Below are 18,757 nucleotides of genomic sequence, written 5' to 3' on the forward strand. Positions count from 1 at the left end.
CACTCAGCCTCGATCTCATCCTCGCATACCGCGCTCTGTAATCAGCGCTGAACAGCCCTGCACTTCCGGCGCGGGATTTCATCGATGATGACAACGTATATACTGTATAACGTGCAGTATAAGAAGTATATGCGAATGAGCGGAAGTGTCAATGAACCCGTTGCAAAATAGGTAGGGATTGGCGGCATGAAGCGTGGACGGCTCACGCAACCTCAAAGAACGCGTATTCCGGCCCGGTTGATCGTCGTGATCCCTTCCCGATGCAAACCAGCCGGTTCAGCCAAGACAGGTTGGGTTCTGATGCTTCAAAGCTTCCGGTCACGTAGTAATAGTAACTTTCAGGGTCAACGGCCTCTCCGCTCGAAACGCGTGCCAGTATCTCGGGGTCTCCCGCGCGTATGCCGGCATAGTGCAAGATGACCAAGCTTCCCTCGTCGGTCTTGAGCGGCAAGCGGACATCAATCTGCATGCAGGACTGATCATCATTGAGCGTGATCCAGTCGGTTCCACCCGGGAGAACCTCCCCCGACACGCGTCCTTCAAATCGACCGCCGGAAACGGGGGCAACTCGGCGATAGCCCCGTGGAGTCACACCCATATTATGGTGCGCGCCGACGCGAAGTTTGAGGTAAAATAGAGGTTTTAAGGAAATTTCGTTGCTCAAGAGGGCCTCCATGAAGGCTGGAACTGGCAGTGGGCGAGCTTTGTAGATCGCATTGGTATTTGGGCTCCGAAATTGGTGCGCGCGAGATGCCGTGGCCTAGAACTTCTGCGGTCCCCACTGCGTGGTTCGCTCCGGTCAGGAGCCGTGTTCACGCGGTGCGACCGGTAAAGTTCAGTGGTAAACCTGCTGAAGGCCACGGCATGGTGGCGAGCCTGCCGCTGCCGGACAGCGTAATATAGGCGGTACGCAGGTCATCCCCACCAAAGCAGATGTTGGTGGGGTAAGGATCAGGCATTGTCCATTGCCGGAGCAAAGTCCCGTCGGGACTGATCTCGCTGATGGCGCCGGATACGAGGGTCGCGACACAGATCACGCCGGCCTCATCCACGGCAAGGCTGTCGAACCGCTGGTAGCCTCCCAGCCCGGCGACAAGCCGGCCGCCGTGCGGTGAGGGCCAAGGTAGCTTGCGCACCACCCCCGGAGCCTGGATATCAAACGCCCAAAGCCGTGCCGTATCTGTTTCCGTTACATATAGAATCCGACCATCGGGAGACAGGCCAACCCCGTTTGGCGCCAGCAACGGTGCTGCAACGGTTGTGATGTGGGTGCCATCAATGGACGCATAGTACAATGCGCCATGGTCACGTTCATGCATTCGGACCTTGCCCATATCCGAAAAATAGAAGCCCCCATGGGTATCGAACACGATATCGTTGGGCCCGCGCAGCGGCTGCCCCTCACAGGACGTATAGAGGACCCGGATTGCTCCCGTGACGAGATCGACTCTCTCGATGCGTCCACCGGAATAATTGGACGCTTGGAGCGTCGGCCGGAGCACATCCCGCGTCTCCAGCCACTCAAAGCCACCATTGTTGCAGACATAAAGAGCGCCGTCCGGACCAAGCGCAGCTCCATTTGGCCCGCCGCCCGTTTCGGCGACAACGGCAACAGTACCGTCAGGATAGATTCGGGTGACAGTGCCGCGCGCAATCTCCACCAGCATGATGGAGCCGTCTGCACAAAATACCGGACCCTCCGGGAAGAGTAGTCCATGGGCAAGGATGTGTAGTTCAGGAGACTCCATCACGATTTCCTTCACAACCTTCGAATACGGAGTGAAACGCCGTATGGCCGGCGACATCGCCACTTACCCCAGAGCGATGCGGCCACCGGGGCCAAAACTCAACACTAGACCATCCAACCGAGATGAAAGACATTCTCCGAAGATTCAGGCATCGGGAAATGCTCTCGAATCCAATAGCTTCCGTGCCGTTGAGTCTTGACCCCGGAGGACCTAACGATGTCTGCCGCCGATACGACGGATTTGGCCTAGGCCGGGAGAAGCCCCAACTCGGCAGCCTTGATCTGCAGAGCGAGATACTTTGAATAGATGCGGCACTGGGAGAATGCGCCGCCTGTGAACCACAGGCCAGGCTGGCCAGTCCGCATCCACATGCTGCGGAGCTCCTGGGATTCGTCGAATCCCCAGATGCTGCCGACGCGCTTGGATACATCCTCCCCGAACAGCGTGCGCACGACGTGATCCAACCCTTTGTAGCCGGTCGCCAGAACCACAAGCTCGCCTGGTACGAGCCCTCCATCCCGCATGCGCACACCGGAGGCTTCAAACCCCTCGATGTCGTGGTACTGCAGCAGCCCAACCGCCTTGTTGGCGATGAGGTCGGAGCCGCCCACGTTGAAGTAATAACCGCCACCACGGGTCCGGAATTTCAGCGGCCAACCGAACTCGTCAAAGTCCAGTCGGAAGCCTGCCTCCTGCAATCTCTTGTGCAGAGGCGCATCGTACTCGCGCGCCTTCACCGTCAATAGCCGGTGTGACTGCTTCATTACTTCCAGCGGAATGGAGGCGCTGAGCAGATCCCGGTCGATGATCGAAGGCCCCTTGCCGTAAAAGATGCCGTCATACAGCTGAGCGCTCGGCTCAATATTGATGACTTCCGTCGGGCTGCGCTGCACCATGGTGACATAGGCGCCATGGCCGTGCAGATCCTGGGTAATGTCGTGCGCGCTGGTGCCAGTGCCAAAGACGAAGACATTCCTGTCTTTGTACTCAGCCCCATTCCTAAAGGCGCTGGAATGCACGACGGCCCCGCTGAAATTCTCTAGCGTCGGAATTTTTGGAATGTTGGGCGTGCCGCTGACGCTGGTGGCCATGATGATGTGGCGCGGGCGCATCACCCTCTGCGAGCCGTCATCCAGACGCAAGCGAGCCGACCAGTGGGCGGCCGCCTCGTCATAGGTCGCGCCTTCGAACTGGGTGCGCGTCCAAAAATTTATGTCCAACGCTTCGACGTAAAGTTCCAGCCAATTGGCGATCTTGTCTTTGGCGATGTAGTTCGGCCAGGTCGAAGGAAACGGCAGATATGCCAGGTGATTGCTGGGCGTCTTGTTGTGCAGCTTCAGCGAGTGGTAGCGATTGCGCCAGTTGTCGCCTATGCGCGCCATGCGATCCACCACCAGCGCATCAATCCCCTGCGCCTTGAGTGCGGCAGCTGCGCTCAGGCCGGAGTGCCCTCCTCCAACGATCAGGACAACGGGATCGCGGTCGGCAAACCGCCGTTCCTCCTCTCGTCTGTCCAGCCAGTTCGGACCATGCCAATCCCGCTCGAAAGGCGGTTCCTCCCGACTCAGGCGAACGGTTTCCTCATCATGCCCACCGATGCTCTGCAGCGCAGTCAGCAGGGTCCAGGCCCGGGGGACGGAATCCACCGCGTCGGCGCGCTTGATGCGCACCACCCCCTCACCGTGCCCCACAGCCGTCTCGAAACGCAAGATCGCTTCGACCACCGCGTCACCCGCCCGCTCGGCAAATGTCGGGGCGGCACGCTCCTCGTCGATCCGGAAATCCCGGGCACCACTTTCGCGGGCAGCATCGAGCAAGGCAGGCGCGATCGCATCTTTCTCGCTGATCGTGCCCAGGGTCCATCGCAACGCTACGATGTCACGCCAATGAGCATCGTGACGGAACAGTATCCGTACCGCGTCGAGATCGCCGGATCGCATCGCTGAGTTCAGTCCGGTGAGCCAGGCCTGAACGATCTGCTCTGGTGCCTGGTCCAATGACGGCGTGTAGAGGTTATTCATGTTTCCTCCGTTCTTTTAGCTGCGTGGCCAGGAAGCCTGGATTCTGATGAACATCAGAATCCTTGCAGCGCAAGGGTGCTGATAAATTTTGTGTTCTGGAATGCCTGGAGCCCCTCCAGCCCGCCCTCGCTACCGAAGCCGCTCTCCTTCACACCGCCGAATGGCGTTTCGGGCAAGGAGACCGTCCAGTGGTTGAGGATCACGTTTCCGGCCTCTATCGCTTCAGCGACCGCATGAGCGCGGCGCACATCGTTTGTCATCGCATAGGCGGCAAGGCCGAACGGCAGGCGGTTGGCGCTCAAAATTGCTTCGTCGAAGGTCTCGAACGGCCGGGCGATGGCGAGCGGGCCGAAGGGCTCCACATTCGCGGCCATGCAGTCGTCGCTGAAATCGGTGAGCAAGGTCGGCCGGTAGAAGAAGCCGGCATTGCAGCAACGCTCACCTCCGGCGGAAAGGCGGATTCCGCGGTGGCGCGCATCCGCCACGAACTCCTCCATAGCTTCCACGCGGCGCGCATTGGCGAGCGGCCCCATACCCGTTGCCGGATCGAAACCATCGCCCACCGTGATGGCCTTCGCCGTTTCCTCGAATGCGCGGGCGAAGCGCTCATAGATGCCGGCCTGCACGTAGAATCGGGTGGGCGAGGTACAGACCTGTCCGGCATTGCGGTACTTGGCGGTTGCGGCGGCTACGCCGACCTTCTCCGCGTCCACGTCGTCGAACACGATCACTGGTGCGTGGCCGCCAAGCTCCAGGGTCATGCGCTTCATGCTCTGCACCGCCTGACTGGCGAGCAGCTTGCCGATGGCGGTGGAACCGGTGAATGTGATGCCGCGAATCACCTGCGACGACAGGAGCTTGCCGGAGATCATGGCGGGATGGCCGAACACCATGCTGAGCACGCCCGCCGGCAGGCCCGCCTCCTCCAGCATGCCCGCGATGGCGAGCGCGGTGGCGGGGGTCTCCTCCGAGGGTTTGACGATGACCGAACAGCCCGCCGCCAGCGCCCCGCCGATCTTGCGCGACGGAGTGATGGCGGGTGCGTTCCAGGGGGAGAAGGCGGCAATGGGACCGACGGGCTCCCGCACGCTCATCTGGCGCGTGCCCTCCGCCCGCGACGGGATGATCCGCCCGTAAGAGCGCTTGCCCTCTTCTGCATACCACTCGAACATGCCGGCGGCCTGTTCCACCTCAAGACGCGCTTGAGCGAGGGGCTTGCCCAACTCGCTGGTGACGAGAAAGGCAAGGTACTCTCGCCGTTCGCGCATGAGGTCGGCGGTGCACTTCAGTACCTTGGCCCGATCCACTGCGGAAACCCGCCGCCAGACGGAAAAGCCCACGTCGGCAGCGGCCAGCGCCTCGTCCAGGTCGGCTTCGGTCGCGAGAGGCAAGTCCGCGAGGCGCGCACCCGTGGCCGGGTTCAGCACCGGCTCGGTCGTCCGCCCGCCTCCTTTGACTTGGCGGCCGGCGACAACGAGATGCAGTTCGGGATAGGCGAAAGCCATGGCGAGACGTCCTAGTCACAGTCGAGGAAAGCCGCAGGCGGCAGAAGCACGTTGGCGATATCGGCACAGGCGGGGTGACGGAGCGCACGTACCCGCCGAGTGCAGACCACGAGCAGCAGGTGTGCACTTCGCGCCCGTGGAGGAAGGCGTGGCGCAGGGCCGGAACCTCATGGGCAGACGGGCTCACTGAACCGCGTCCGCTGGTAGCGCGGCCAGTTCCAAAAGAGAAGAGACATCCGCGCTCTCCTCCACGGCAAGCAGTTCCACAAGGAGGCGCTCCGCCGCCTCCGTCCCGAGCACGGGCGCGACGAGGCTGCTGAACTTGCCGTGCAGCCCCGCATCATCGAAGGGCACGAGGCGCGAGCCGAGCGCCTCTTTTGCCTCTCGCACGAGGGTGCCGCCCAGCGTGCGCACCGTCACCCGGGCCGGACGAAAGTCGGGATAAAGCCTGTCAAGATCCGGATCGACCCGAACGGAGACCCTCGCGCCGATCGCGGCCAGCGCCGGACTCTGCCGCACCTCCGGCGTGAAATCGGACAAGGTGATAGCACCGCGGGCGAGGCCCAGCGCCATGATGAAGGGAAAGGAGAGCTGGGCGCTGGCGAAATCGCTCCAGCCGGTATCGCCGTGCTTGGCGGCGATGGCGTAGGTCTCGACCTCAATGGCCTCCACTATATCCGCATTCAAGCCGTGCTCGGCGACGAGGCCCATCAGTGCCTCCACGGCCGGCTGGATATGACGGCAGCAGGCGTAGGGCTTGATGTAGCAGTCGGTGATACCGAATGGCGCGGCGGGAGGAAGCGTGAGCCGCCGCGCCCGCGCGTCGCGACCGAAGGCGAAGGCCTGGAAAAAGCCGTCCGCTGCCTCGAGCACATCCGGTGGCCCGCCAACGCCCCCGGCCGCGAGCAGCGTCGCGATCAGCCCCTCGCGGGCGGCGTGGCCAGCGTGCAGGCGCTTCACGTCCCCACCCCCGCCGAGAAAGGCAAACAGGCCGCCGGCGCCGCTGGCGGCGAGACCGAGGGCGTGGCCGAGACCAGCCTCGTCCAGGCCTGCGAGGCGGCCGACAGCCATCGCGGCTCCCAGCGGCCCTACACAGCCGGTCGGGTGGAAGCCGCGCTGCCGGAGGTCCGGATGGCAGGTCCGGGCCACCGCCGTCACCGTCTCGTAGCCAGCCACCAGCGCTTCCAGCAGGCGCACGCCGGATACCTGCCGGCCATGGGCATGGACGAGCAACGCAGGCACCACGGCAACGCCAGGATGCACGGAGCCCTGGCGATAGCCGTCATCAAGCTCGATGCCATGGGCACCCGTGCCGCCCAGATGAGCGGCGTCAAGCGCATCTACCCGACGCGTTCGGCCGGGGACGGGAACAGCACCAGCCGGCCTCACCGCAGCCAGCACGCCGTCGAGCCGTGCCGCCACGTCGCCGGCGCAGCCCGCCACCATGACGCCGACGGTATCGAGCAGGTGCCGGCACGCGGCGTGTCTCACCTCGTCGTCGAGGTCGTGCCACGACAGGCCGGCGACAAAGGAGAGAAGGGCGCGCGTCTCGCCAGTGGGAGGTATCGTGGGGGCAGCATCCACCATGGCGCGGTTCAGACCTTGGTGGCTTCGATGAGACGGATCATGGCGGGATAGTAGGCACGCCCGTACCCGGCCTTGCTGGTCGCCTCCAACATCTCCCGGGTGTGCTTCGCTGCCTGTGCGTCGATGCCTCCCTGGCTCGCCAGCTCGAGGGCCAGCTTTATGTCCTTGATGGCGTAGTCGGTCGGGAATGTCTGCTCTGGGAACGTATCGGGTACCAGCGATTTGAGGCCCGGCGTACGCAGGGCGAAGCTGTCGGCGGAGCCCTTGGACATCACGTCGAACAGCAGCGCGCCATCGACCCCGGCGGCGCGGCCGATGGCGAGGGCCTCGGCCAGCGCGTTGACGGTCATGAAGACCACCATATTGTTGAGAACCTTCACCACTTGCCCGCTGCCGATACCGCCGCAATGGGTGATGTCCGTGCCCATGGTGGCGAGGAACGGGCGCACCGCCCCGAATTCCTCCGGCGTGCCGCCGACCATGATGGAGAGCGTGCCGTCCTTCGCCGCCTGCCGCATACGGGCGACGGGAGCATCCACGAAAGTAATGCCATGGGCTGCCATGCGCTCGGCGAGCTCGCGGGTAAGCTTCACCGGGCTGGTGCTCATGTCCACCACGGTGTGCACCCGGCCCTTGGCGGCGGCGATGCCGCCAAGGCCGAAACACACCTCCTCCACCTGCGCGCCGCTGGGCAGGGAGAGAAAAATCACGTCCGCCGCCCGCGCCACGCCAGCGATGGTGTCGGCCGGTTTGAGACCGATGGCAGTCAAACGCTCCATCGGTTCGCGCTTCAAATCAGTGCCGGTGACGGGCAGTGGGCTCTTGCGGACGAGGTTGGCGCACATGGGCTCACCCATGACGCCGAGGCCGATGAAGCCGAGGCTCCCGATTGCCTTCATGTCACGTACTCCTTGGGAAATATTCGGACCCTGGCGATCGATCAATGCGGCGAAATCCACAGGCCACGTATTCCCGAAGCCGCCTCTTGAACACGCCACCTTATTCAACATTATCGTTGAACATTAGCTCGACCATCGACCAGTACTGGGTTCGGCAGAATGCTTGGGCCAAAACGCAACGAACTGCCATCCCGTCGATCCAAAAGCGCTTCAGCCACGCCCTGTCTGGAAACACCCAGAAATTCAACGACGCCCGCGCCGTCGCGCTCTGGCACTCCGAAGTTCCAAGAATGGCGCTGCCCGGTCTTCTTCCCGCATCCCGATGCACCGTCTTTCTTGTTCCATCGGGAGTACGTTCCCATGGATAGAACAAGAGAGCCCAAGCTCGGCACCGGGAGATAGTCCATCAATTCTGGGAATGCTGGACCAGCGGGCACTCGCTTTCGGACAGCGGCCTGAAGGCATCCGAGCCGGAAATCTTGTCGACCACCTTGTAATAATCGTAAGGCCCCTTGGATTCGGCCGGCGACTTCACCCGCATGAGATACATGTCATGCAAGACGCGACCATCGGGCCGAATTTCCACATTGGCATTGTATGCGTCGTTGACTGGCGTCTGCCGCATCTTCCGGGCCACCACGCGTGGATCGACGGATCCGCTCGCCTTCACTGCCTTCAGATAGTGCTTCACGCCGCTATAGACGCCCGCATGAATCATGGTGGGCATCCGTCCGTTCATCTGTGCGCCAAACCGCGACGAGAACTTGCGGGTCTCCTCCGTCAGGTCCCAATAGAATGACGTCGTCAGCAGGAGGCCCTTGGCATTTTTCAGACCCATCGCATGCACATCAGACAGGAAGATAAGAAGGCCAGCAAAATTTTGCCCTCCATCAAGGAGGCCAAACTCCTGGCCCTGCTTCACGGCATTGACGGTATCCGCGCCTGCATTTGCAAGGCCGATGATCTTTGCCCGAGAGGCTTGCGCCTGCAGAAGGAACGAGGAAAAGTCTTGCGTTCCCGTCGGATGCTTGACCGAGCCAACCACCTTGCCCCCAGCCTTTTCGATGAACTTGGTCGCCTCCTTCTGAAGGGCATGGCCGAAGACGTAGTCAGCAGTGATAAAGAACCATGTATCACCACCCTGTTTTACGACAGCGTTTGCCGTTCCGTTTGCCAGCGCGTAGGTGTCGTAGGTAAATTGGAAGGTCGTCAGGCCACAACCCTTTCCGGTGAGCTCGGTCGACGCAACACCGGCCGCTATGAAGATCGTGTCATTGGCTTTGGTCACTTCGTTGATCGCAAGGCCCGCTGCGGACGAGGCACCATCGGCGATGACATTGAACCCGTCCACCGCGATGCCCTTGCGGGCCGCTGCCGCGGCAATGTCGGGCTTGTTCTGATGGTCGATGCCAACCACTTCGATCTTGCGGCCGTTGATCTCTCCCCCGAACTCCTCAACAGCGAGACGAGCCGCGACAACGGAGCCTAACCCTCCGACTTCAGAGTAGATGCCGCTCTGATCGTTCATCACAGCGATGCGAATTGGCTTTGTATCTTGCTCTGCCGCCCTAAGTGGTGATGCCATGAGCAGAGCTGATATGGCGACAACACAATGCATCGTACGCATTCTTTCCTCCAGTGTTTATTATTATGTACAGGGTATATCTCAGTGCACGCTAGAATCGAATTATGAATACATGAGTTTGAAAGGCGCGTGAATGCGCGGCATTTGCTATTCGGCAGCCACCGCCTGTTGCGCCCGCTGGTCGAAGCGGCGGTCGAAGACATGCTCCGCGATACGGTTTTTCAGGATCTCGACCGAGCCGCCGGCAATCATCCAGCCACGGGTGCGGCGCATGCAGTATTCGGCCAGAGCCTCCTGGCTGTAACCGATTCCGCCCATGATCTGCACCGCCTCGTTCGCCACATCGAAGCCGGCAAGATTGCAGGCTGCCTTGGCGATGGCGGTCTCGTATGGGTCCGGAAGGCCATCCTCTCCTGCATTGGTAGCGGCGCGATAAAGCAGAAGTTGTGCACTCTCGAGCTTCAACGCCATGTCAGCGAACTTCCACTGGAGCCCCTGGAATTCACACAGGGCGCGACCGAACTGGCGCCGCGTCATCGCATGGTCACGGGCGAGGTTGAAGGCGTAGCGACCAAGGGCGAGGGCACGAGAGGAATTGCCGAGGCGCTCCACATTGAAGCCAGAGATTTGCTTCTTGAACCCACCGGGGCCGAGCAGCAGATTGGCTTTGGGGACGCGGCAGTCCTCGAAATAGAGCTGACACCACTCCTCCCCGCTCATGAAGGGCGAGGGCTGGCCGATGGAGAAGCCCGGCATGCCGCGCTCCAGGAGAACCGAGCCAATGCCCTTCACGCCGGGCCCGAAGCGCACATACACGAGGAACAGGTCGGCATCGGGGCTGTGAGTGGAGAACACCTTCGTGCCGTTGACGATATAGCTGTCGCCATCCTCGCGCGCCGTGGTGCGCAACTCAGTCAGGGCGGAGCCGGCGTCTGGCTCCGTCATGCCGAGGCTGATGACCTTGCGCCCCTCCAAGAGATCGGGCATGAAGCGGCGCTTCTGCTCAGCGCTGGCATATTCTGCGAAGGTGCGGATCGGGCCGAAATTTCCAGCCTGCACCACGTCGGCGCTGCGCGGGCATACGGCTGCGATCTGCTCAATGGCGATGACCGCGTCCATGAGGGTACCCCCCTGGCCGCCGTCCCCCTGCGGAATGGTGATACCGAGCAAGCCCAGTCCAGCCAGTTCCCGAGCCACATCCAAGGGAAAGCGCGGGTCATGGGCACGCTTGAGAGCCCCCTCACGCAGGTTGTTTTCCGCGAACCGCCGCACAGAATCGGCAAACAACTGCTGCTCTTCGGTCATTGCGAATTTCATCTAGGTGTATCCAATGTCTCAATCTGTCCAGTAACTTTCCGCGGAGGGTTTGCCGCACCAACAACGCACGACGGATCGATCACGCAACATTCCCGTTGCCGCCAACGTTGTCGGGGGCGTTCCGGCGGGGATGCCGGGTCGCCAGCGCGGAATGGAGTCGGTGCACTGATAAGCCTGGAACGGCGCGAAAGCACTCCACCGTTGCGGCTTAGCTCAATCCTCCCTGCGACCCGCTCCGGATCAGCGTGTTGCTGGGGCTCGCCGGGCTGCGTCACGGGGAAGGTTGCCCCGCAGTGAAAGGACTTAACACTTCAAAGATATCATAGAAGCATGACTTTTTATCATGTTTCCAGCAGAGCTTTCCAAATCGGTAGAGCTGCGGCTGAGGTCCATCACCGGAGGGCAATTGCGTCTATCGCCCGCTCAGGCAGGTCTCCGGGTTGAACAAAACTTTTCGCGAGTGCGCCGGCCAGCCCTCTTTGGAGCGGACATCAGCGATCCTTGCCGGCCTCCTTGACCAGCCAGTTGCGGAAATTGCGCAGGCGACGGCGGTTGCCCATGGCCTCCGGGATCACGAAATAATAGCCGAGGTCTCGCTTGACCGAGTGGGGATAGGGGCAAACAAGGCTGCGGTTGTCGAGTTCCGTCTTCAGCATGGTTGGCTGGCCCATGGCAATGCCGAGCCCGTCCACGGCCGCCTGATAGGTGAGCAGCGAACTCGGGAAGATCGTCGGCTGCTCCTCCTTCGGCATGACGAGGCCGAGGGAGGCGAACCAATGATCCCAGTCGCGGCGGCGATAATGGGAATGCAGGACCGGATACCGCAGGAGATCCAGCGGTCTCTCGATGGGCGGCCCGGTTTCCAGGAGCTTCGGGCTGCACACGGGCTCGAATGAATCTCCGAACAGGAGCGTTACTTGCATACCCGGCCAGTCACCGTTGCCCAATTGGATGGCGGCATCCACCCGGTGGCGGGTGAAGTCCACCGGAACCACGCTGGAATTGATTCGGATCTGCACCTCGGGATGGAGCGCCTGGAACTCTGGGAGGCGGCGCATCAGCCACTTGGCCATGAAGGTCTGGTAAACTTGGAGGCGCAGCGGTTCGCGCTCGGAGGTTTGGGTGAGCCGGTCGGTGGCGTCCACGATGGCCTGGAAAGCAGGTCCCACCTCGGCCAGATACTGCACCCCGTTCGGAGTGAGCCTCAAACCCGGGCGCTCGCGCAAAAAAAGGCGCAACCCCAGAAAATGCTCCAAGACAGCAACCTGCCGGCTCACGGCGGATTGGCTGACGCTGAGTTCCTCTGCCGCCCGGGTGAAACTGCAATGCCGCGCCGCACACACAAATACATGCAGCGGATTCAAGGGCGGTAAACGGGCGCTCATGTAACTACATTACTAAATCTCATGATGGGCCGACAAGTAGGAAGTTGCTCTCGCCCGGCAAGACCGAAAAAAGACGGGAACACTCAAGCTGGCATCGGCATGCCCGTCACCTTCTGCGAACATGACGCCTTCGGCAGGGTCGCCAAGGCAGAAGAACCGGCGGCTTGGCCGCTTTCCATGAAACCCGGTGTCGGGCGCCCCCGCATCCGTCACCCAAGCAGTGTGTATCATGATCTCCCTGCCCGCCATCTCCACTTCAGCGCCCCATTGGGCCCAGGCCCTTCTGCATCCGCGCTCCGTCGCCCTCGTCGGCATCTCGGACGATATGACGAAGACGGCGGCGCGCCCGCTCGCCTTTCTGCGCCGGGCGGGTTTCGCCGGCCGCATCTATCCGGTGAACCCCTCTCGCGCAACGGTGCAGGGCGAGCCCGCCTTTCCCTCATTGTCGGCATTGCCGGAGGTGCCGGACCACGCCTTCATCCTCACCGGCACGCAGGCGGCCATAACCACCGTGGAGGAATGCGGGCGGCTCGGAATTCCGGTGGCGACGATCCTGGCCGGCGGTTTCTCGGAAGCGGGGCCGGAAGGCGCTGTCAACGAGATGTGGCTGAAGGAGGTGGCGCGGCGCCACGGCGTGCGGGTACTCGGCCCCTCCAGCATCGGCGTCGCCAACCTGAAGGAAAAGCTGATTCTCACCGCCAACGCTGCCTTCGCCGAACCCAACCTGCCCGTGGGCTCCGTCTTTGTCGGGTCACACTCCGGCAGCCTCATCGGCGCGCTCCTCTCGCGTGGCAAGGCACGCGGTGTTGGCTTCGCGGGATTGGTCTCGGTTGGGGCGGAAAGCGACCTCTCCATGGGCGAGATCTGCGCCGCGACCCTCGATGATCCCGAGATTACCGGCTACCTGCTTTTCATCGAGACCATGCGCCATGCTGACACGTTGCAGGCCTTTGCTCTCCAGGCGGCGCAGCGGGGCAAGCCGGTCGCCGCGTACAAGCTAGGTCGTTCGCCAGAGGCGGCGGAACTTGCCGTGTCCCACACCGGCGCCCTCGCCGGTGCAGACGACATTGCCGACACCTTCCTGCGCGAATGCGGCATCGCCCGGGTCGAGTCCTTCGAGGGGCTCATCGACATCTTGCCCCTGCTCCAGCGATTACCGTCCAGCCCTCGCCACCGCGCGCCGACCGTCGGGGTGGTGACCACCACAGGCGGAGGCGCCGCCATGGTCGTGGACCAGCTTGCAATCCGTGGCGTGTCCGTGGTCGCACCTTCGGACGCGACCCGGGAGCGGCTCGCTGCGGCGGGCGTGGATGGCGGGCACGGCCGCATCGTCGACTTGACTCTCGCGGGCACCCGTTACGACGTCATGAAAGCGACCCTTGACGTGATGCTCAAGGCGCCGGAGTTCGACCTGGTGCTGGCGACGGTGGGCTCCTCCGCCCGCTTTCAGCCAGATCTGGCGGTCAAGCCACTGGTGGATACCGCTCGCACGCACGAACGCCCCTTCGCCGCCTTCGTCGTACCCGACGCGCCGAATGCCCTCCTGCACCTCGCCGCGGCCGGCATCCCGAATTTCCGGTCGCCGGAAACCTGCGGGGATGTCATCGCCGCCGCCTTCTCCCGCCGCCCTCCTCGGCCGGACCTGCCCTTGCTGGAGCCGTCTTACGCCACTTCTGGTCCCGCGCGCATGCTCGATGAGGCGGAGGCCTACGATCTCTTTCGTTCCGTCGGCATCACCCACGCGCCGGTCGCGCTCGTGGCACCGGGCACCGACATTCCGGAGCTGCCCTTCCCCTATCCCGTCGTGGCGAAGGTGCTCGACGCCAACATTGCGCACAAGACAGACGTCGGCGGTGTCGTGCTCGGCATCCAGGACCAGGCGGCCCTTGCCCGCGCCATCGAAGACATCCGCCGAACGGTGGAGGCACGCCGGCCCGGCACGAGCGTTTCGCGCATCCTGGTGCAGCCCATGCAGCGAGGCCTAGGTGAGGCGTTGATCGGCCTGCGGCGGGACCCGCAGGTGGGGCCGATCGTGATTCTCGCAGCGGGCGGTGTCTTCACCGAACTCTACCACGACCGCGCCCTCCGGCTCGCCCCGGTGGATCGTGACGGTGCTCGCGCCATGATCCAGGAGGTGCGGGCGATGAAGATCTTCGCGGGCTATCGAGGCAAGCCCAGGGGTGACCTGGACGCTCTGACGGACGCCATTGTCGCGGTCTCTCGCCTTGCCGCTCTGAGGGACCAAGTGGTGCTGGACGCCGAGATCAACCCCGTCCTCATACTGCCTGAGGGCGAGGGCGTGGTCGCCGTGGACGCACTCGTGCGTGTCGCGGAGTACGCCCGATGACCTCTTCAGCGCCTGCCGCCGAGCCCCGCCCCGCGGTCCGCACCGAGCGGGAGGGGGCCGTCGCCGTCATTCTCATCGACAATCCACCGGTGAATGCCGGCTCCCTGGCGGTGCGCGAAGGGCTACTTGCAGCCTTGACCGCGGCAGCGTCTGACCCCTCGGTTGCGGCCGTTGTGATCATGGGTGACGGCCGCTCCTTCATTTCCGGCTCCGATCTAAAGGAGTTCGACCTGCCACTGGCCGAGCCTCAGTTGCCGGCGGTAATCCGCGCCGTCGAGGACTGCCCGAAGACGGTGGTGGCAGCGTTGCACGGTGCAGCGCTAGGCGGTGGTTTCGAGCTGGCCCTCGGCTGCGACGCTCGCATCGCAACCGCCGCCACGGTGGTGGCCCTGCCCGAGGCAACGCTGGGCATGATCCCCGGCGCTGGCGGCACCCAGCGCCTGCCCCGCATGGTCGGCACCACCCTCGCCATCGATCTCGTGTGCTCCGGCCGCCGCGTTGAAGCCGAAGAGGCTTTGCGCTACGGCATGATCGATCAGGTGGCGAAGGGCAACCTGCGCGCGGCCGCCACGGCCCTTGCACTTACCCTCACCGGTCGCAAGAGCTTGGTGATTGAGCGTGCCGTACCCGACGACGGCGCCGACGAGGAGGTGGCCGCCGCAACGGCCCTTAAGGCCGGCCGCAACCGTCCCCACATTGCTGCTGCGATCCGGCACGTGCGCGCCGCCCGCAACGTGCCAGCCGCACGGGCATTGGCCGACGAGCGAGCCGACTTTCAACGCTTGAGGGTTTCACCCGAGGCAAAGGCGATCCGCCACCTCTTCTTCGCAGAGCGCGAAGCCGCCCGCGGCGGTGGCCTCAACAAAGTGCCGCCGCGTCCCCTCGCCCGTTTCGGTGTGGTGGGCGCGGGCACCATGGGCGCGGGCATCGCGCTGGCCGCCCTCCAGACGGATCTATCCGTGGTGCTGGTCGAGCGAGACCCGGCGGCGCTCCAACGGGGTCTTACCACCATCAAAGCCCAAATCGCCCGGCGTGTGGAAACCGGACGCCTGACCGAAGCGGATGTGAACGCTATGAGCGCCCGCCTGACGGCGGGCCTCGACCTCGGCACCCTTGCAGACTGTGACCTCATCGCAGAGGCCGTGGTCGAAGACCTCGCCGTGAAGACAGCGGTGTTCCGCACCCTTGATGGCCTCGCCAAGCCCGGCGCGGTCTTGGCCTCCAACACCTCCTATCTCAATCTGGACGCCATCGCCGCCGCGACGGGTCGGCCGCAGGACGTGATCGGCCTGCATTTCTTCAGCCCCGCCCATGTGATGCGTCTGCTGGAAGTAGTGCGCGGCAAGGACAGCGCTGAAGACGCCCTCGCCACGGGTCTTGCCCTGGCGAACCGGCTCGGCAAGCAGCCGGTGGTGGCCGGCAATCGGTTCGGCTTCATCGGCAACCGCCTTTATGCCGCCTATCGTCGCCACTGCGAGTTCATGCTCGAGGAGGGGGCCCTTCCGCAGGACGTGGACAAGGCCCTGGAAGCCTTCGGCTTCGCCATGGGGCCGTTCGCCGTGGCCGATCTCTCCGGCCTCGACATTGCCTGGCGCATGCGCCTGCAGCAGGCCTCCACCCGCGACCCGGCCGCGCGTTACGTCACCATCCCGGACCGGCTGTGCGAAATGGGACGGCTCGGTCGCAAGACCGGAGCCGGCTATTATCGCTATAAGGATGGCCCCGCGCGCGGTGCGCCCGATCCGGAGGTGGAAGCCATCATTCTGGCCGCCTCGGCGGACGCTGGGCGCACGCGCCATTCCTTCACCGCCGAGGAAATCGTTCGCCGGGCGCTGCTCGCTCTGGCCAACGAGGCGGCCGTTGCCCTTGCCGATGGCGCCGCGATGAATGCGGACGACATCGACGTGGTTCTGGTGAACGGCTACGGCTTTCCGCGCTGGGCGGGTGGCCCGGTTCACTGGGCGCGGAACGAGGACCCCGGGCGGCTCATCAGCGACTGCGATTCGCTCGTGACCCTCGCCGGCCCCGGCACCCGTCGCGGGGACCTGTCCCTTCTCCTCAGGCCGCCCTCTGCCCGGGGGCCCGTCCGGGCCAGAGGCTAGGGGCCGCCATTCGAAGCGAGGCCCCGCCGCGCGGCTGCTGCAACGATGTCTCAAGAAAAATCATATCTTCAGAGCGAGAGAACGTCCCATGTTCAACAAACACGCCAGCGACCGCGTTGACTGTGGCGACGACCATTGGTGCGATGTCCTGATTGTCGGGTCCGGTGCCGGCGGACTGGCCACAGCCATCACCGCACGGATGGCCGGCCTGGATGTCCTCGTGGTGGAGAAGGCGCCGGTCTTTGGCGGCACGACGGCCGTCTCGGGCGGCTATGTCTGGATTCCGGGCAACTCATTGGCGGCGAAGGCGGGTGTTGAAGATGATATCGACAATTGCCGTCGCTATCTGCAAGCCGAGCTGGGAAATGCCTATGATGAGGCGTTGATCGAGACATATCTCGCGCGTGGACCGGAGATGATCGACTTCTTCATGAACGAGGTCGGCATCCCCTTCATCAGCACAAAAATGCCAGACTACCATTCGAATCAACCGGGTGCCTTGACATATGGGCGCTCGCTGCAAGTCGAGCCGGTCAATGCTCGGATCCTCGGTGCCGAGCTGCGGCGCCTGCGGCCACTGCCACGCGAGCTCTCCCTCTTCGGCATGGGTATCTCGTCAGGATCGGACCTGAGCCACTTCTACAAGGTTGGCCGATCGGTTCGCTCGACCATCCGGGTCGCAAGCCTGCTGCTCAAATACGGTTACGACACCGTTCGCTACGGCAGGGGGCAAACGCTCGTCAACGGCAATGCCCTGGTGGCCCGCCTTGCCAGCGCCCTGTTTCGCCTGCGCACACCCCTGTGGACGTTCGCACCCGCCACCGAGCTCATTCTCGAAAACGGCCGGGTCACGGGGGCGATCGTCAATCGCAACGGACGCCTTGTCCGGGTCAGGACGCGGCGGGCCGTGGTGCTTTCCAGTGGCGGCTTCGCCCAGAATACGGAACGCCGGTCGAAGATCTATTCCCATCCTGCGCTGGAGGGTGAGCACATCTCGCTGACCGCGCCCGGCAATGTGGGCGACGGCGCGCGCATGGCGGAGTCGGCGGGGGGCTATGTCACATCGGACATTCCAAATGCCGGAGCCTGGATGCCGATTTCCCGCGTTCCCCACCCGGATGGGACGGTCGGAGCTATCATCCACTCGGTCAATCAGGGCAAGCCCGGAGTAATCGCCGTGCTACGGAATGGACGCCGGTTTGCCGACGAGAGCATGTCTTACCATGATCTGGTCGCGCGCATGATTGCCTCTCCGGAGAGCGGCCGCCCCACCGGGGCCTTCCTGATCTGCGACCACAATGCCTTCTCGAAATATGGCCTCGGCTATGCGAAGCCCTTCCTATCGACCAGAGCATTGATCGACGCCGGCTACCTCTACAAGGCGGAGTCGATTGCAGCGATCGCATCGCAGATCGGGGTTGATCCGGACGAGCTCGGCAAAACGGTCGCGAACTACAACGAGAACGCCATGAGCGGGAAGGATTCGGAGTTCGGCAAAGGCACGACGACCTACGGATATTACCTCGGCGATGCGAGCAACCCTCACAACCCGAATGTGGCGCCCCTCACCAAAGCGCCTTTCTACGCGGTGTGGGTTTATGCTGGCGACATCGGAAACTTTGCCGGCCTGAAGGCCGATCAGTATTCACGTGTCCTGACGCCGGGCGGCTCCGTGGTGTCCGGGCTCTATGTCGTCGGCAACGACAGGGCCAGCATCTTCTGCGGCCGCTACCCAGGCGGCGGAGCACTGATCGGACCAGCCATGACGTTTGGTTTTATCGCCGCGCGTCATATTGCCAACAATGCGCCTAACGCGCATTAAACGCCCTCGGCGTCTCACCGCCAACCGCCAACGCAAGGCTTAATCGGCTCATGGGGGATGATCCCGTCAGCTTTCAAAGCTGGCTCTCGAAGGCTTCCTATGGTCGCCGCCCTGAACGCCCTTCGGTCGGCTTATGGGCGATGACCGCTACCGTGCGTCCCATCTGCAACGCCGCGGTGTGTTGCGTTGGGACAGGCGCTCGCCCAGACGGGCGCCGGGACGTCCGGACACTGATCTCGGCTTCTGGCCGACAAGGAGGGGCCGCGCGCGGCCTGATGCCATGAGTGAAGCCTTCATCTGCGACGCCGTCCGCACCCCCGTCGGGCGCTATGCCGGCGCCCTTTCCACGGTGCGCGCCGACGATCTGGCCGCGATCCCCATCGCCGCCCTGATGGCGCGCAATCCGTCAGTGGACTGGGGCACCATCGATGACGTGATC

At 63.5% G+C, this 18,757-nt stretch carries 13 protein-coding genes; 4 read left to right on the forward strand and 9 right to left on the reverse strand.

Annotated elements, in window-relative coordinates; genetic code table 11:
• Window positions 1-202: 202 nt before the first annotated feature.
• The 9 genes from V5F48_RS24260 to gcvA all read right to left on the reverse strand — a co-directional run bounded on the left by V5F48_RS24260 (window position 203) and on the right by gcvA (window position 12,047).
• A complete protein-coding gene (locus V5F48_RS24260; RefSeq protein WP_348842177.1) occupies window positions 203-664 on the reverse strand; it encodes a DUF3237 domain-containing protein in 462 nt (153 codons plus the stop codon).
• Window positions 665-812: 148 nt separating this feature from the next.
• Window positions 813-1,748 (reverse strand): SMP-30/gluconolactonase/LRE family protein, encoded by a 936-nt coding sequence (locus V5F48_RS24265; RefSeq protein WP_348842178.1) that lies wholly within the window; start codon window positions 1,746-1,748, stop codon window positions 813-815.
• A 245-nt stretch (window positions 1,749-1,993) separates the two neighbouring features.
• Window positions 1,994-3,769, reverse strand: coding sequence for a flavin-containing monooxygenase (locus V5F48_RS24270; RefSeq protein WP_394260542.1), 1,776 nt, complete (start codon window positions 3,767-3,769; stop codon window positions 1,994-1,996).
• Window positions 3,770-3,822: 53 nt separating this feature from the next.
• Window positions 3,823-5,274 (reverse strand): NAD-dependent succinate-semialdehyde dehydrogenase, encoded by a 1,452-nt coding sequence (locus V5F48_RS24275; RefSeq protein WP_394260543.1) that lies wholly within the window; start codon window positions 5,272-5,274, stop codon window positions 3,823-3,825.
• Between the two features lie 183 nt (window positions 5,275-5,457).
• The gene (locus tag V5F48_RS24280) at window positions 5,458-6,861 is read right to left on the reverse strand and encodes an MmgE/PrpD family protein (protein WP_394260544.1); all 1,404 of its coding nucleotides are present in this window, start codon (window positions 6,859-6,861) and stop codon (window positions 5,458-5,460) included.
• Between the two features lie 8 nt (window positions 6,862-6,869).
• Complete coding sequence (locus V5F48_RS24285; protein WP_394260545.1) at window positions 6,870-7,820, reverse strand: NAD(P)-dependent oxidoreductase; 951 nt, start codon at window positions 7,818-7,820, stop codon at window positions 6,870-6,872.
• A 346-nt stretch (window positions 7,821-8,166) separates the two neighbouring features.
• Entirely contained in the window at window positions 8,167-9,387 is a 1,221-nt protein-coding gene (locus V5F48_RS24290; protein WP_348842183.1) for an ABC transporter substrate-binding protein, read from the reverse strand.
• A 105-nt stretch (window positions 9,388-9,492) separates the two neighbouring features.
• Window positions 9,493-10,650 carry an acyl-CoA dehydrogenase family protein gene (locus V5F48_RS24295; protein ID WP_394260546.1) on the reverse strand — a complete coding sequence of 386 codons (1,158 nt, stop codon included), beginning with the start codon at window positions 10,648-10,650 and terminating at the stop codon, window positions 9,493-9,495.
• A gap of 503 nt (window positions 10,651-11,153) precedes the next feature.
• Window positions 11,154-12,047, reverse strand: coding sequence for a transcriptional regulator GcvA (gene gcvA / locus V5F48_RS24300; RefSeq protein WP_348842185.1), 894 nt, complete (start codon window positions 12,045-12,047; stop codon window positions 11,154-11,156).
• A 229-nt stretch (window positions 12,048-12,276) separates the two neighbouring features.
• Here gcvA and V5F48_RS24305 point away from each other — a divergent pair, with 229 nt between their 5' ends.
• The 4 genes from V5F48_RS24305 to V5F48_RS24320 form a co-directional block, all read left to right on the forward strand.
• Complete coding sequence (locus V5F48_RS24305; protein ID WP_348842186.1) at window positions 12,277-14,394, forward strand: acetate--CoA ligase family protein; 2,118 nt, start codon at window positions 12,277-12,279, stop codon at window positions 14,392-14,394.
• Window positions 14,391-16,496 carry a 3-hydroxyacyl-CoA dehydrogenase NAD-binding domain-containing protein gene (locus tag V5F48_RS24310; RefSeq protein ID WP_394260547.1) on the forward strand — a complete coding sequence of 702 codons (2,106 nt, stop codon included), beginning with the start codon at window positions 14,391-14,393 and terminating at the stop codon, window positions 16,494-16,496. Before V5F48_RS24305 ends, V5F48_RS24310 begins: the two co-directional genes overlap by 4 nt.
• A gap of 88 nt (window positions 16,497-16,584) precedes the next feature.
• Entirely contained in the window at window positions 16,585-18,318 is a 1,734-nt protein-coding gene (locus V5F48_RS24315; RefSeq protein WP_394260548.1) for an FAD-dependent oxidoreductase, read from the forward strand.
• A gap of 280 nt (window positions 18,319-18,598) precedes the next feature.
• Window positions 18,599-18,757 (forward strand): thiolase family protein (locus V5F48_RS24320; protein ID WP_463596405.1); only part of this gene is annotated, 159 nt, incomplete at its 3' end.

The sequence above is a fragment of the Xanthobacter autotrophicus ATCC 700552 genome (genome assembly GCF_043194565.1).
Lineage (GTDB): Bacteria > Pseudomonadota > Alphaproteobacteria > Rhizobiales > Xanthobacteraceae > Xanthobacter > Xanthobacter autotrophicus_F.

Excerpts from the sequence above, each read along its gene's own strand:
- V5F48_RS24265 (WP_348842178.1), bottom strand. The coding sequence starts at position 1,748 with ATGGAGTCTCCTGAACTACACATCCTTGCCCATGGACTACTCTTCCCG.
- V5F48_RS24270 (WP_394260542.1), bottom strand. The coding sequence starts at position 3,769 with ATGAATAACCTCTACACGCCGTCATTGGACCAGGCACCAGAGCAGATC.
- V5F48_RS24275 (WP_394260543.1), bottom strand. The coding sequence starts at position 5,274 with ATGGCTTTCGCCTATCCCGAACTGCATCTCGTTGTCGCCGGCCGCCAA.
- V5F48_RS24280 (WP_394260544.1), bottom strand. The coding sequence starts at position 6,861 with ATGGTGGATGCTGCCCCCACGATACCTCCCACTGGCGAGACGCGCGCC.
- V5F48_RS24290 (WP_348842183.1), bottom strand. The coding sequence starts at position 9,387 with ATGCGTACGATGCATTGTGTTGTCGCCATATCAGCTCTGCTCATGGCA.
- V5F48_RS24295 (WP_394260546.1), bottom strand. The coding sequence starts at position 10,650 with ATGACCGAAGAGCAGCAGTTGTTTGCCGATTCTGTGCGGCGGTTCGCG.
- gcvA (WP_348842185.1), bottom strand. The coding sequence starts at position 12,047 with ATGAGCGCCCGTTTACCGCCCTTGAATCCGCTGCATGTATTTGTGTGT.
- V5F48_RS24305 (WP_348842186.1), top strand. The coding sequence starts at position 12,277 with ATGATCTCCCTGCCCGCCATCTCCACTTCAGCGCCCCATTGGGCCCAG.
- V5F48_RS24310 (WP_394260547.1), top strand. The coding sequence starts at position 14,391 with ATGACCTCTTCAGCGCCTGCCGCCGAGCCCCGCCCCGCGGTCCGCACC.
- V5F48_RS24315 (WP_394260548.1), top strand. The coding sequence starts at position 16,585 with ATGTTCAACAAACACGCCAGCGACCGCGTTGACTGTGGCGACGACCAT.